The organism is Stenotrophomonas sp. STEN009, assembly GCF_056760395.1.
This window is the reverse complement of record NZ_JBRRES010000012.1, coordinates 52,661-64,740: the sequence shown is the minus strand read 5'-3', so window position 1 is coordinate 64,740 and position 12,080 is coordinate 52,661. Positions and strand designations below refer to the sequence as shown.

The window sequence follows — 12,080 nt, the reverse complement described above, 5'->3', positions numbered from 1 at the left end:
ATGGGGTTGGCAGAATGATGCCCTGCCGCTGGACCCCCAGGCGGCCCCGCCGGAGACTGGCGCGGCTCACGACACGGAGGTTCCATGAGCACCCAGGTCCCGGGCCCCCAGCTGCGCTCCCTTGCTGCCCTGCTGGCCGGCACGGAGGCGTCCAGCACGCTGGCCGGATTCCATGGCGAGGACCAGGCGGCGCTGCTGGCCCGGCTGGATGACGGGCAACTGGCCAGCCTGCTGCCGATGGCCCTGGGGTGCGACGGGCTGCCGCTCACGGATAGCGCGCGCCAGTGGGCGCACCGCATTCTCGACGCCGACGCGCAGCGGCAGCCCCGTCTTACCGTTGCGATCTGCGCCGCTGCACTGCTGCGCTTGTCCCGGCGCAGCACCGCTACACGGTCGGGCGCGCTTCGTCCGGTCGACGGCGTGGCCCTGCTTGCGCGCTGCACCGAGCCCGGCCACGAGCGGCTGCAGGCGCCCGCGCTGGCATTGCTGCAGCACTGCGGCCTGCACGCCGGGGCAAGCGTCGAAGCCGGCAGCGATGCACTGTCGCTGCTGGCGTTGGCGCGCTGTGCCGGTGCCGACGGCAGCGGAACGCTGGCCTCGCTGCTGGACGGCTGCAGCGCGCACCCGCTGCTGCGTGATGAGCTGCGCCTGGTGGCGCACTGGCCGTTGCAGGACCTGTTGCGCCATGCCCGCATCGCCGAGCTGTACCCCACCGAGGCCGACATCGATCCGGCACCCGCCGATCTGCAGCCACTGAGCGAACACGACACCTACCTGCAGTTCGCCGAGCACGCATTGCAGCAGGCAGCGCAGCGCCTGCAGGCGATCCACAGTGGCCAGGCGCCCTACATCGCTGACCGTGCCTTCAGCATCGCCGAAGCCGGTGTGCTCTGGCGTGCCACGCGCGCGGCACTGGAATGCGATGCGCCCTGGCTGCGGCCCTTGCTGGCGCAGGTGCTGCCACCGGTGTGCGTTGCCCCGACCGCCGCCCGGACCCTGCCCTCGCAATCGGTGGCTGTGGCGCTGGCCAAGGCGGTCAATGCGATGCCCACCCCCGAGGCCATCGCCGCGCTGGCGCTGGCGCGGTCGCAGGTGCGCCATGCCGGTATCGCGCGGAAGCTGGACCGCCATCTGGCCGCCGCCGAACGCCGCCTCGCACAGCGCCCGCAACTGCTGCTGCGCCTGCCGGTCATTGCCGCCGGCAGGCGCTCACTGGCCAGCCTGGCCCGTGCCTTGGAGGCCACGTTCGTGCTGGGCGGCGAGTGGGCACTGCAGGACTGGCGCGACGCGTGCCGGCAACCGGCATTGGCCACCCTGCTGCAGGGCCTGGTCTGGCAGCTCGCCGATGCGCGCGGGCACTGGATCGATGCGATGCCGGTGGACGGCGCAGAGGCGTTCGCCGATGCGCATGGCATCGTGGTCGCGTTGCAGGGCCGCAACCGTCTGCGCCTGTGGCATCCCGCCCGCAGCCAACCCCATCTGCGCGCCGCCTGGCGCGCGCGGCTGATCGAGCAGCGCTGCCGGCAACCGCTTCGCCAGGTGTTCCGCGAACACTATCTGGACGCCCGCGGCGAACCCGCCGATACCGCTGCATTCAATGGGCTGACGCTGTCGGTGGCGACCTTGGCCGGGCTGGCCCGTCGGCAAGGCTGGCACGGCGATGACGGCGGCCAGCTGATGTTGGCCAAAGGCCCGTGGCGGATCGGCTGGCAGTTGTCAGCACCGCTGTCGCATGGCCTTGCCGGTGAGATCCGCAGCGGCCGCGTGCAGTTCCAGCGGCAGCATCGCGACGCGTGGCAACCGGTGCAGGCGCGCGAGCTGCCCGCAGTGGTGGCGTCCGAACTGCTGCGCGAACTCGACCTGCTGGCCAGCACCTGCGCATGCGGTGGCGAGGGCATGCCACTGCCGCCGGCCCGCATGGTCCGCTTGCGCGGGCGCACCCTGGAGCATCTGCTGGCCGCTCATCCGCAGCGTGACCTGATGAACTTCCAGCGCCGCCATGTGCAGGTCGGCCACTACAGGCTGCACCTGGCCACCGCCCGCGCCAGCCTTGCCGGGCAGACGCTGGCCCTGCCGGACCTGCCGGCGCGGCCACGCCGCTGGCTGCCCTACGACGATGCCGTGCTGGCGCAGCTGCTGGGCCGCATCGAACAGCTCGCCGAACGGGTATTGACGCCCCCTGAAGCCCCGATCGATGAGACTGTCGGCTCCTGATGCGTGGAGGATCCGCGATGCGTTCCAGTCTCTGGTTGATGCTCGGTTGTACCCTGCCGCTGGCCGCCTGCAGCCATGCGGGCGGCAGTGCAGGCAGTGGCAGCAGCAGCGATCCTGCACCCCGGCCTCCGCATGTCGCAGGAAGCCCGCAGCGATGCAACCCGGAAAAGCTGGAGGGGCTGGCAGGCAGGACCGCCGACGAGGCCACGGTGAAGCAGGTGGTTCAAGCCAGTGGTGCACGCACGGCGCGGGTGGTGAAGCCCGGCATGGCGGTGACCATGGATTTCCGCGAGGACCGGGTCACCATCGAGGTCGACGCGCAGAATCGGATCGTGCGCGCCAACTGCGGTTGAGCCGCTAACGCCGGGCATGGCCCGGCGGTTTCCATCCGCATGCACCGCGCTGGGCACGCCGGGCATGGCCCGGCGCTACCGCCGTTTCACAGCTGCTGGGCTTTGCCATTGGCCAGCGCACGGGCGATCACCTGCTGCGCCTGTCGCGAGGCCCGCTCGTGCAGGCGTGCCTGGCGTTCGCCGAGCGCGGCCTGCTGGCTGCCCAGCGCCGCCTGGCGGCTGGCCAGCGCGGCCTGCTCTCCGGCCAGCCGACCCATCTCGCTGCTCCGCCCCGACTGGCGTTCGTCATCACGAGCCTCCTGCAGGGCGCGCCGCGCTTCAGCGGCGGCCTGCCGCGCAAGCGCTGCATCGTCGACCGAGTCACGCGCGGCCCTGGCCGCTTCGGCCGCCGCTTCACGATTGATGTCATGGGCAGCCATCGCACTGCGCGCAGTGCGCAGCGCATCCTGCGCGATCTGGCGTGCATGTTCGCTCTGCAACCGGCCCAGTTCGCCCTGCTGGCGGCCGAGCTCGCCCTGCTGGCGACCCAGCACGCTCTGCTGGCGTCCCAGTTCGCCCTGCTGACGGCCCAGTTCCGCCGCGCCGGCATAGGCACGTTGCAGTGACTGCACCAGCATCGGATCACGCACCACGTAGCGCTTGTCACCCTGGCGGAACCACAGTGCCGGTCCCTTGCCGAGCTGCCTGCGGGCCTGCGCCACGTCATCGATGCCGCCATTGGCGAAGGTCGAATCCCCATCCACCAGCACGTAGGCCTGGCGCGGCGACTCGCCCAGATCCAACGTCCCGTAGGTGGTGATGGAGGTGCCGGTAGAGGTCATGCCGTCATGGTCCTCGTCCACGTCGGTCGCATCGTCGAAGGCCCCCACATCGGCATCATCGGGTCCGGTCACATCGTCCGGCCCGGTCACGTCAGCCGGCGGCGCGGGGGGAACCGGCACGGCCGGCAGGTGCGCCGACGCTGCCGGCGCCGGCGGTGCCTTCGGAGCCGGCGGCGGCGACAGGGGCTTCGGGGCCGCCGGCGGTGCGGGAGGCGCCGGCGGCACCGGCGCTGCGACCAGTCGCATGGGTGCCACACCCACCACCAGCACCACGGCCGTCAGGGCAACCGCGAGCACGCGCGGGCAGGCCTTGCGCGGCTGCAGCGAAAGCAGCCGGCGCTTGAGGCTGGTCGTGTCCGGCGCGGCACTGGCCACGCCCAGGTGCGGCTGCGGTGCAACGCCCAGCTGCAGCAGCAGACGCCCGTACGCGTGGCGACTGGCCCCATGCTGGCCCACCACCGCCTCATCCACCGCTTCTTCCCGGGCCTGGGCGTACTCACGCACAGACAGCCGCAGCAGCGGGTGGAAGAAGAACAGGTGCTGCGCCAGTGCCGGCAACAATCCCCACTGCAGGTCACGGCGCTGCAGGTGCTGCAGTTCATGGGTCAATGCCAGGTCCAGCGCGTCGCCCTGCAGTGCAGTGGCGCCGGCCGGCAGCAGCAGCACCGGGCGCAGCGGCCCGACCAGCTGCGGCGCATCGATCTGTGCGCTCATCCACAGGCGCGGCGGGCGGCGAAGTCCATGCGCGTCGGCGGCCAGGTGCAGCGCCTGCACCAGCGCCGCGTCCTCGCAGGGATACGCGGCGGCCAGCAGCGCGCGGCAACGCCGCCACTCCGCCAGGGTGCGCCAAACCATCAGCAGGACACCGGAGGCCCACAGCGCGGCCAGTGCAAGCGCCCACCACGCTGTTGCGGGCGTCGCCACGACCTCTGCCGGCATCGTGGCCAGCAGCTGCGCGGAGCCTTCCGCAGACAGCGGATAGACCACATCGGCGGCGATATCGGTAGCGGTCATCACCACCGACGGCGACGCGGGCAACCAGGGCAGCTGCACCGGCTGGCTCCACACCAGGCCGAGCACGGCCTGCAACGAAACCAGCCACCACAACCGGCAACGCGTGGCGGCCGACAGCGACGGCATCAGCCGGCACACGGCATACACCAGCGCCACCAGCAGTACGGTCTGCAGGCTGGTCCAGCCCAGCCGTTCCAGCATCGGGATCAGCATCGTGGTGTCCATGGCTCAGCCCTCGTGGCGACGCGATTGGAGCTGGGCGACCAGCGCTTCCAGCTCGGCCAGCTCGTTGTCGCTGACCTGCTGGCGCTGCGAAAGATAGGCCACGAACGGCGACACCGAGCCCTGCAGGGTGTTGTCGACGAACTGGGCCACCGCACCCTGCAGCACGCTGTCAGGGCCACGGGTGGCCTGGTAGCGGTACAGGCCTTCGTGCTGCCGTCGCTGCAGGTAACCCTTGGTGCGCAGCCGCTCCATCATCGTCAGCACGGTGGAACGGGCCAGCCCGCGCGCCTCGCCATAGCCGCTGGCGACCTCGCCGACACTGGCCGGCGCATGTTCATCGATGTACTGCAGCAGGGCCAGCTCCTGGTCCCCGATGGTTTTGCCGCGCATGACAGGCTCCCTTGACTACACGTGTCGTCACTGTCGGCGTGACGACACCTGTAGTCAACCCCCCGGAAGTCATGGGCCGACGAACGGTAGGGGGCAAGCGCAGCGGATGCAGCCGACGCGGCAGCTGCTGGGCTGGGAACCGGCGAGGCCAGCACTGAGTCATTGGTCGATCCCACCCTGCAAATATGACTTGTGCCGAGCATCAAGGCCCAGGCTCAGCATATTTCAGGCCTTGGAATAGCTCGCAAGAAGTAACTCTGCATCTCGAGCGAGCCCCTCCTCGACCTCCACGTCCGCTGCAAAATCGGACAACGCACGAAACTCCGCCGCGCTTCTGATTTTTCCGCGCTTCAGAATTTCGCGAACCTTGGCCAACTTCCTATCCACAAAAAACTCAAAACTGAAACCATAAGTGGAGATCAGGTAGTCCTTCGCAGCCCGCCTCGAATCCTCAGGAAGATCATTCAAGCCCTCAGCAATATCCTTTGCCAACTCGTAAAGCTTCGGACTGCGCGAAAAATGCGCAACCGTCTTCCTCCGCAACTCAACAACATGAGGAACATCACCCGGAGACGACAACATTGTAATCCCGTCCTGACACCACTTCTCCAGAACTTCCAGATCCATTGTCACTCCCCAGAATCAGCTAAAGCATGCCGCTGCGAACCAGCGGGACGACAGGCGCATGTGACCTGCATGACTTATCGTACGCCCGGAAACCCTTCCCTCCACTTACCGATCCGATAGAGTTGGCCCTGGCGACGAGCCTTCTCTTCTCCATCTTCAGGAATCGCATGCATGCGTACTCCGGTTGGCCGCTGGCTGCGGCGGCCTTCAACAGCCTCCTTCCTTGCGGCGTGCCTGTCCGCCGCCCTGCCCGCGCACGCTGCAGACGCAGGCAATGCACTTTCCAGTGGCCGCGCACTGCTGGAGCGAATCACAGGCAACGAGGAGGGGAGTGAGTGCAGCGACGCACTGTGCCGCGCTCGCGCGGTGTCCTGGGCCCAGGGTTACATCGCGGCAGTCGCCGACAGCAGCGCCGGGCAATGGTGTGGACGAGCCACGGTCCTGCCCCATGAGCTTGTGGATCGCGTGTACAGCCACCTGAAGGCGCTTCCGCGCGCCCGCCTCGAGGAAGACGCATCGACGCTGGCGCGGGAAGCGCTGGTTCACTCTTTCCCGTGTTCCCATGCGGCTCCATCGAGCAACAGCAGACCTGCCCAGGAGTGATGATGCCCCGATCCTTGATCAGTACGTTCGCATTGCTTGTGCTGCACATTCCCGCCTCACATGCGTGGGAGTGCGAGACGGATCCTGCGAAGTTCAGGTTCACATCGGACTCGCCTTCCACGTTCAACCTGGGTGAGCGGGAGGAAGTGGACAGGGCCTACGCCGCCCTGGCCAAGCACCTGCAACCGCTGCAGGGCTATCGGGCACCGAGGATCTTCTATTCAAAGGGCTTCAGCGCGATCCAGGAACATGACTGCAAGGCCGGAAAGTGCGCCGCCATGGAGGTGCTGGAAGGCCTCCAGGAATGCGGCGCAGGCGGAATGAGCAGGCAGGATGCCTGTTACCCGTTGGCAGTCGTGCATGAAGGCAGGCTCTATTGCCTTCTGTACCCTGGCCAGAAGGACTTCGATCCTTCCAGGCCGTTTACACCCTATGTGCCCTTCAACAATAGCTGATGCGCGGGATCAGTCCCGCAGATCCTGCAGCTGATCGCGCGGGAAGAAGTCCGGATCGTCCTGTCCATCCAGCATCGCCTCGACCCGTTCGTCGAACTCGCGGGCGGCGGCAGCGGAGGCGTCGGGCCCCAGGAATGCGGAGTGTCCGTTTCCAGCGAGGCCAAGCGCGGCGACCGTTCTCCGTTCGCCGTCCTCGCCCCACAGATAGTCGTGGACAACGACCAGGCCGGCATCGTCCGTGGCCAGGAACTCGGCTGCGCTGCGCCCCAGGGCCAGAAAGAACAGGATGTCGTAGAGACTCTCCGAATAGGTCAACGACCCGGCAACGAAGTGTCTTCCCTGATGGTCATAGGCCGCAATCCTGATGTTCTCCGCCTCTGCCGATCCCAGCACGAACTCCAGTGCCGCGCGGTTGTCCCGATGGCGCGCCAACATCGCGTTGCAGTCTGAAATGAGCGTCTGCAGACCCGGCGCATCCGGGTCGGAAAGATCCCCGCCTCCGGGAAGACTCCACTGCCCGCCGATGGAGCGCCAGTCCGACCAGCGGGACACGTCCGGCGGTGCTGCCGCAAGCCACCGCGCAAGATCTGCGCGTGACATGCTCAATCTGAGAAAAGCCGAGTACGGTTCGGACATCGCCGCCCTTCCTCCTGGGCATGGGTCTGCGTTGCGTGCAGCGGACAGACTGTAGCAAGTCCGGCAGCAGGCATCCTCCGTTCGCTGTCAGTATCGGCATCAACGCAGTCAGGGTGGACTGCCGGCTCCGCTGGAATGTCCTCCCTCCCGGAAAGTCGCAACGGCAGCATCTAAACCCTCCTGCTGCCTGCTGCATCCCATCCGCACATCCCGCCGGGAATAACCCATGTTCCGCCCATCGCTCCGCCTTCTGCTCCTGCTGCTTGCTGCTCTGCCCCTCTCGCCGGCGTCAGCCAGCCCGGAGCCGGCGAACGAACAGGCTCGCCGCCTGATCCGCCAGACATTGCAGGACGAGCGCATTGCAGGCCTGCAGATCGCAGTGGTCAAGGGCGGCCAGGTCGTGCTGTCCGAAGCGTTCGGCTTGGCCAACGTGGAAAACGGCGTGCCCGCCACACGCAGCACGCGATTCCCGTTGAACTCCGCCACCAAGGCCTTTACCGGCGTCGCCGCCGCACAGCTGGCACAGCAGGGCCGGCTGGATCTGGATGCACCGCTATCGCGCTATCTGGATGCACTTCCGGCCGCCTGGCAGACCGTGCGCGTACGTCAGCTGCTGGCCCACACCTCCGGCCTGCCGGACATCCTTGACGAGCGCGGTCTGCTGGGCGGAGGCACCGAGGCACAGGCCTGGCAGGCCGTGACCGCACAGCCGATGGAGGCGGCACCTGGCCAGCGTTTCGCCTACAACCAGACCAACTATCTGCTCCTGGCGCGGATCATCGCGCGGCAGTCGGGCATGCCCTACGACCGCTTCCTGGCCAGCCAGCAGTTCGGCGCCGCTGGCATGGCACGCACCACCTTCGGCGACAGTTACGACCTGATCCCCGACGCCGCCACGATGTACAGCCTGGCCCCGCGCGCGACCGAAGCCGCCGATACTCCGCCACGGCTGTCGCACTGGTTCTACGACGTGCCGCCCAGCCTGTGGTCCGGCGGCGGCATCCTTACCACCGCCGATGACACCGCGCGCTGGCTGGTCGCACTGCTGGACGGGCGACTGCTGCGCGAGGATGGGCGCACACGGATGTGGACCGCCGAGCCGCTGGCCGATGGCAGGGCAGGCCCGTGGTCTGCCGGCTGGCCGGTACTGCAGGGTGCGCCGGACCGCCAGGTCGCCGGCATCGGTGGCGCGCGCTCGGCCTTCGTCGTCTACCCTGACCGCGGCATCGCCGTGGTGGTGCTCACCAACCTGGTCGGTGCCAACCCGCAGCGCTTCATTCCGCGCATCGCCGATCTGTATGCGCCCCCGGTCAGCCCCGCGGGCCGCCCATCACCGGCAGGATCACCCCGCTGATGTAGCTGGCGCAGGCCGGTGACGCCAGGAATACATAGGCCGGAGACAGCTCCTCCGGCTGTGCCGGGCGCCCCATGTCACTGTCCTTGCCGAACTCGGCCACGTCGGGGGCCTGCTTGTCCGCAGGATTGAGCGGCGTCCACACCGGGCCGGGGGCCACGCAGTTGACCCGGATGCCACGCGGCAGCAGCTGGCTGGCCAAGGCTTTGGTGAAAGCGTGGATCGCTCCCTTGGTCGCCGAATAGTCGATCAGCGCCTTGCTGCCGAAGAGGCCGGTTTCCGAACCCGTGTTGATGATGCTGGCGCCCTCGCCCAGGTGTGGCAGCACGGCCCGTGCCATCTGCACGTAGCCGCCGATATTGGTCTGCAGCGTCTCCTGCAGATGCTCGTCCTCCAGGTCCTCCAGGCGTTCGCAGTGCAGCTGGAACGCGGCGTTGTTGACCAGGATGTCGACGCCCCCGAAGGCCTTGGCGACCTGCTTCACCGCCTTGTTGCAGAAACGCGGATCGCGCACGTCGCCCGCAATCACCACGCAGCGTCCGCCCTCGCTCTCCACATGCTGGCGGGTGATCTCGGCATCCTCGGCCTCATCAAGGTGCAGCACCGCCACGTCCGCCCCCTCGCGCGCGAACAGGACAGCGACGGCGCGTCCGATCCCGGAATCGCCGCCGGTGACGATCGCGCGCATGCCCTGCAGCTTGCCGCTGCCGACGTAGTCCGGTGCCAGGAAGCGCGGGGCCAGGTCCAGTTCGTGCTCATGTCCCGGCTTGGCCAGGTGCTGGGCAGGCAGGGTCTCCGGCTGGCGTCGCGTGCCCGCCTGGGTTGCCTTCTTCCTGGTCGCCTTCTTCGCCGCACGCGCATCCTTGGCCTTTTCCTGGTCCTGCAGGCGTCGCTGGCGGGCCGCAACCCGGGCGGCACGTGGATCACCGGCGGCGGCCTTGCGGGTTGCCGTCTTCACCACGCGGGGGCGTTCGGCCGCTGCTGCGGCGCTGCCCTCGGCAGCTGCCTTCGTACCCTTGCGTACTTTGGGCGACGCCTTGCGGCGGGCGGGAACCTTCTTGCTCGTAGCCATGCGGTCTCCTTCAGGTGTGGGGAATGGGGTGGGCTCAGGCGCGATCGGCAACGCCCTGCACGCCGGCATGGCCAGCGCAGTGCGCACAGCAGAAGATCTGCCCGTTGCCTTCGACGCCGTGGCCGATCACGGTGCAGTTGCAGTGCGCACAGCGTGGCGCGAAGGCGTGGATCGCGCATTCGAACGAGTCGAACGTGCCGCTGCGCCCGCCCTGCTGCAGGGTGAAACTCTTGTCGTAGTCGTTGCCGCATACATCACAGGTGGCCATGTCATATCTCCGTGGCGTGCCAGTACAAGCAGTGTGGCCATCGCCGCTGTCGGCTACGGTGAATGCACCGTGTCCCGCATGTGCACGCCGTTCATGCCGCCACCACGCCGCGCGCGGCACGCTGGCGTCCTCATCACCATGGAGCAGGATCATGATCCGCGCATTCAGCGTAGCCGCACTGACCTTTGCCGTCGCCGCATGCAGCAGCACGCCAATCGCACAGGTTCAACCGATCGACGGCGTGATTTCCGGCCAGTGCCACAGCGACATGGTGCGCGGCGCCGTCGGTCTGGCAGCATCGGCGGCCACCGTTGAACGTGCACGCGTGGACAGCGACAGCCTGCACGTGCAGGTGCTGCGCCACGACGGTCCGCGTGTTCCGCCCGCCAGCGAAGGCGGTGATCGCCTGACCATCGAGAAGGGACGCACCAACAACATCACGGCGATCTACTGCGGCTGAGCCGGCGTGCCCGCCGCAGTACACGCAACGTGGCCTGTTCCCACTGCCGCGGGCCGCGCAGGCCCGCCAGCGCGGTGAGTTCGCCACGCTCCCAGCCGGCGAACACACAGGGATCGATGTATGCCCTGCGGCACACCGCAGGGGTGTTGCCCAGACGCGCGGCAACCTGGCAGACCACCTCGCGCTGTGCTGCGGCCAGTGCGCGCTGGCTGGCAGGCTCGGGCAGCGCGGTGGCAGCCAGTGCCTGCACCGCCGCCACCGTGCCGCCCCAGGTACGGAAATCCTTGGCGGTGAAGTCCTCACCCATCACGTCGCGCAGGTACTCGTTCACTGCGCCGGAATCGACCGGCTGCACCTGGCCATCATCGTCGCGGTACTGGAACAACGACTGCCCCGGCAGCTGCTGCAACCGTCGCACCATCTGGCCCAGGCGGCGGTCGCCCACCGTCACCTCCTGCAGTTGGCCGGACTTGCCCCGGAACCGCATGCGTACCCGCCCGCCGCGAAGCAGCTCGAGGTGGCGGTTGCGCAGGGTGGTCAGCCCGAACGAGCGGTTCTCGCGGGCATAGGTCTCATTGCCGATCCGTACCAGCGTATCGGCCAGCAGCGCCACCACCACGGCCAGCACCTTGGTCCGCGGAAATCCGGACTGCCGCAGGTCGCGTGCCAGCCGCCGCCGCAGCGTGGGCAGTGCCTCGCCGAACGCAATGATCCGATCGAACTTGCCGGCATCGCGCACCTTCGCCCAGTCGGCGTGATAACGGTACTGCTTGCGGCCACGCGCATCGCGGCCGGTCGCCTGCAGGTGGCCGTTGGCATACGCACAGATCCATACCGCGGTGTAAGCCGGGGGAATGGCCAATGCGCGGATACGCTGCAGCGTGGCCGCATCGCGCACTGCGTGGCCGTCAGCATCACGGTAACGGAAGCCTTTGCCTGCACGCAGCCGGGTGAAGCCCGGTTGGGTGTCATCAACGTAGCGCAGGCCGGCCGCGCGCGCCGCCGCGCGCTCGGGTGTGGGGGACGTGGGCATGCCAGCAGTGTGGCGATCGACATGACGCGGCCGCGTCAATAACGCAAGACAAACACGTGAGGATGGGTTCGCGGCTATGCTCCGGCTTTCACAGTCCCTTCCGGAGTCATGATGTCGTTCCCGATTCGCGCCCGTTCGCTCTCCGCCCTGCTGCTGCCGGCCGTGCTGGCCTTGTCCGCCTGCCAGGCGCCGGCGCTGGATGAACAGGATTCGGCCACGGCCCACGCCCAGCAGGCCGCCGAAGCCGCCAAGGCACCGGCCGATGAAGCCGGCAAGGCCACCGAGGCACCGCCGGTGGGCACCTGCGACGCCAGCCAGGTACAGAGCCTGGTCGGCCAGGCCTACACCGATGCGCTGGGCAAGCAGGCCCAGGAAGATGCCGGTGCTCAGCAGGTGCGCGTGCTGCACCCCAATGACGCGACCACGATGGAGTTCCTGGGCGACCGGCTGAACATCGAAGTGGACGCCAAGGACGTGGTCAGCGGCGTCCGCTGCGGCTGATCCCGGCCCGCGCCGGCGGATCACCGCCGGCGCTTTCCGTTGCACCTGCAACCG

Annotated in this window: 14 protein-coding genes; 7 read left to right on the top strand and 7 right to left on the bottom strand. The window is 68.3% G+C overall.

Going from position 1 to position 12,080, the window contains the following annotated elements; all coding sequences use genetic code 11:
* The first annotated feature begins 84 nt into the window (after positions 1–84).
* Both ACVOMM_RS07890 and ACVOMM_RS07885 read left to right on the top strand, forming a co-directional pair.
* Positions 85–2,214, top strand: coding sequence for a DUF4132 domain-containing protein (locus ACVOMM_RS07890; RefSeq protein ID WP_481526099.1), 2,130 nt, complete (start codon positions 85–87; stop codon positions 2,212–2,214).
* 17 nt (positions 2,215–2,231) lie between these two features.
* The gene (locus tag ACVOMM_RS07885) at positions 2,232–2,567 is read left to right on the top strand and encodes an I78 family peptidase inhibitor (RefSeq protein WP_065182092.1); all 336 of its coding nucleotides are present in this window, start codon (positions 2,232–2,234) and stop codon (positions 2,565–2,567) included.
* Positions 2,568–2,653: 86 nt separating this feature from the next.
* On the opposite strand, the gene ACVOMM_RS07880 is transcribed toward ACVOMM_RS07885, so the two are convergent.
* The 3 genes from ACVOMM_RS07880 to ACVOMM_RS07870 form a co-directional block, all read right to left on the bottom strand.
* Positions 2,654–4,627 carry a M56 family metallopeptidase gene (locus ACVOMM_RS07880; RefSeq protein ID WP_481526098.1) on the bottom strand — a complete coding sequence of 658 codons (1,974 nt, stop codon included), beginning with the start codon at positions 4,625–4,627 and terminating at the stop codon, positions 2,654–2,656.
* Positions 4,628–4,630: 3 nt separating this feature from the next.
* Positions 4,631–5,017, bottom strand: a complete 387-nt coding sequence (locus ACVOMM_RS07875; protein ID WP_053515971.1) for a BlaI/MecI/CopY family transcriptional regulator — start codon at positions 5,015–5,017, stop codon at positions 4,631–4,633.
* 225 nt (positions 5,018–5,242) lie between these two features.
* Positions 5,243–5,644: a hypothetical protein gene (locus ACVOMM_RS07870; protein ID WP_481526097.1), complete on the bottom strand. Its 402-nt coding sequence runs from the start codon at positions 5,642–5,644 to the stop codon at positions 5,243–5,245.
* A gap of 171 nt (positions 5,645–5,815) precedes the next feature.
* On the opposite strand from ACVOMM_RS07870, the gene ACVOMM_RS07865 reads away from it, so the two are divergent.
* On the top strand, positions 5,816–6,247 hold the full coding sequence (locus tag ACVOMM_RS07865) for a Rap1a/Tai family immunity protein (protein ID WP_481526096.1): 432 nt from the start codon (positions 5,816–5,818) through the stop codon (positions 6,245–6,247).
* 14 nt (positions 6,248–6,261) lie between these two features.
* Positions 6,262–6,702 carry a hypothetical protein gene (locus tag ACVOMM_RS07860; protein WP_481526095.1) on the top strand — a complete coding sequence of 147 codons (441 nt, stop codon included), beginning with the start codon at positions 6,262–6,264 and terminating at the stop codon, positions 6,700–6,702.
* A 9-nt stretch (positions 6,703–6,711) separates the two neighbouring features.
* Here the strand turns inward: ACVOMM_RS07860 and ACVOMM_RS07855 are convergent, their stop codons facing one another.
* On the bottom strand, positions 6,712–7,338 hold the full coding sequence (locus ACVOMM_RS07855) for a hypothetical protein (protein ID WP_053515975.1): 627 nt from the start codon (positions 7,336–7,338) through the stop codon (positions 6,712–6,714).
* 256 nt (positions 7,339–7,594) lie between these two features.
* On the opposite strand from ACVOMM_RS07855, the gene ACVOMM_RS07850 reads away from it, so the two are divergent.
* Positions 7,595–8,692, top strand: coding sequence for a serine hydrolase domain-containing protein (locus tag ACVOMM_RS07850; RefSeq protein WP_481526106.1), 1,098 nt, complete (start codon positions 7,595–7,597; stop codon positions 8,690–8,692).
* On the opposite strand, the gene ACVOMM_RS07845 is transcribed toward ACVOMM_RS07850, so the two are convergent.
* Complete coding sequence (locus ACVOMM_RS07845; RefSeq protein ID WP_065182097.1) at positions 8,649–9,764, bottom strand: SDR family oxidoreductase; 1,116 nt, start codon at positions 9,762–9,764, stop codon at positions 8,649–8,651. The two genes, ACVOMM_RS07850 and ACVOMM_RS07845, sit on opposite strands and share 44 nt — an antisense overlap.
* A gap of 34 nt (positions 9,765–9,798) precedes the next feature.
* Positions 9,799–10,032 (bottom strand): hypothetical protein, encoded by a 234-nt coding sequence (locus tag ACVOMM_RS07840; protein ID WP_053516095.1) that lies wholly within the window; start codon positions 10,030–10,032, stop codon positions 9,799–9,801.
* 151 nt (positions 10,033–10,183) lie between these two features.
* Between ACVOMM_RS07840 and ACVOMM_RS07835 the strand changes: the two genes are divergently transcribed.
* On the top strand, positions 10,184–10,492 hold the full coding sequence (locus ACVOMM_RS07835) for a hypothetical protein (RefSeq protein ID WP_128987665.1): 309 nt from the start codon (positions 10,184–10,186) through the stop codon (positions 10,490–10,492).
* On the opposite strand, the gene ACVOMM_RS07830 is transcribed toward ACVOMM_RS07835, so the two are convergent.
* On the bottom strand, positions 10,470–11,525 hold the full coding sequence (locus tag ACVOMM_RS07830) for a DNA topoisomerase IB (protein ID WP_481526094.1): 1,056 nt from the start codon (positions 11,523–11,525) through the stop codon (positions 10,470–10,472). The two genes, ACVOMM_RS07835 and ACVOMM_RS07830, sit on opposite strands and share 23 nt — an antisense overlap.
* A gap of 111 nt (positions 11,526–11,636) precedes the next feature.
* Here ACVOMM_RS07830 and ACVOMM_RS07825 point away from each other — a divergent pair, with 111 nt between their 5' ends.
* Positions 11,637–12,026, top strand: coding sequence for an I78 family peptidase inhibitor (locus ACVOMM_RS07825; protein ID WP_053515984.1), 390 nt, complete (start codon positions 11,637–11,639; stop codon positions 12,024–12,026).
* Positions 12,027–12,080: the final 54 nt, after the last annotated feature.

Coding starts and splice junctions, on each gene's coding strand:
- ACVOMM_RS07830 (WP_481526094.1), bottom strand. CDS start 11,525: ATGCCCACGTCCCCCACACCCGAGCGCGCGGCGGCGCGCGCGGCCGGC.
- ACVOMM_RS07875 (WP_053515971.1), bottom strand. CDS start 5,017: ATGCGCGGCAAAACCATCGGGGACCAGGAGCTGGCCCTGCTGCAGTAC.
- ACVOMM_RS07890 (WP_481526099.1), top strand. CDS start 85: ATGAGCACCCAGGTCCCGGGCCCCCAGCTGCGCTCCCTTGCTGCCCTG.
- ACVOMM_RS07855 (WP_053515975.1), bottom strand. CDS start 7,338: ATGTCCGAACCGTACTCGGCTTTTCTCAGATTGAGCATGTCACGCGCA.
- ACVOMM_RS07845 (WP_065182097.1), bottom strand. CDS start 9,764: ATGGCTACGAGCAAGAAGGTTCCCGCCCGCCGCAAGGCGTCGCCCAAA.
- ACVOMM_RS07865 (WP_481526096.1), top strand. CDS start 5,816: ATGCGTACTCCGGTTGGCCGCTGGCTGCGGCGGCCTTCAACAGCCTCC.
- ACVOMM_RS07880 (WP_481526098.1), bottom strand. CDS start 4,627: ATGGACACCACGATGCTGATCCCGATGCTGGAACGGCTGGGCTGGACC.
- ACVOMM_RS07840 (WP_053516095.1), bottom strand. CDS start 10,032: ATGGCCACCTGTGATGTATGCGGCAACGACTACGACAAGAGTTTCACC.
- ACVOMM_RS07870 (WP_481526097.1), bottom strand. CDS start 5,644: ATGGATCTGGAAGTTCTGGAGAAGTGGTGTCAGGACGGGATTACAATG.
- ACVOMM_RS07835 (WP_128987665.1), top strand. CDS start 10,184: ATGATCCGCGCATTCAGCGTAGCCGCACTGACCTTTGCCGTCGCCGCA.
- ACVOMM_RS07825 (WP_053515984.1), top strand. CDS start 11,637: ATGTCGTTCCCGATTCGCGCCCGTTCGCTCTCCGCCCTGCTGCTGCCG.
- ACVOMM_RS07885 (WP_065182092.1), top strand. CDS start 2,232: ATGCGTTCCAGTCTCTGGTTGATGCTCGGTTGTACCCTGCCGCTGGCC.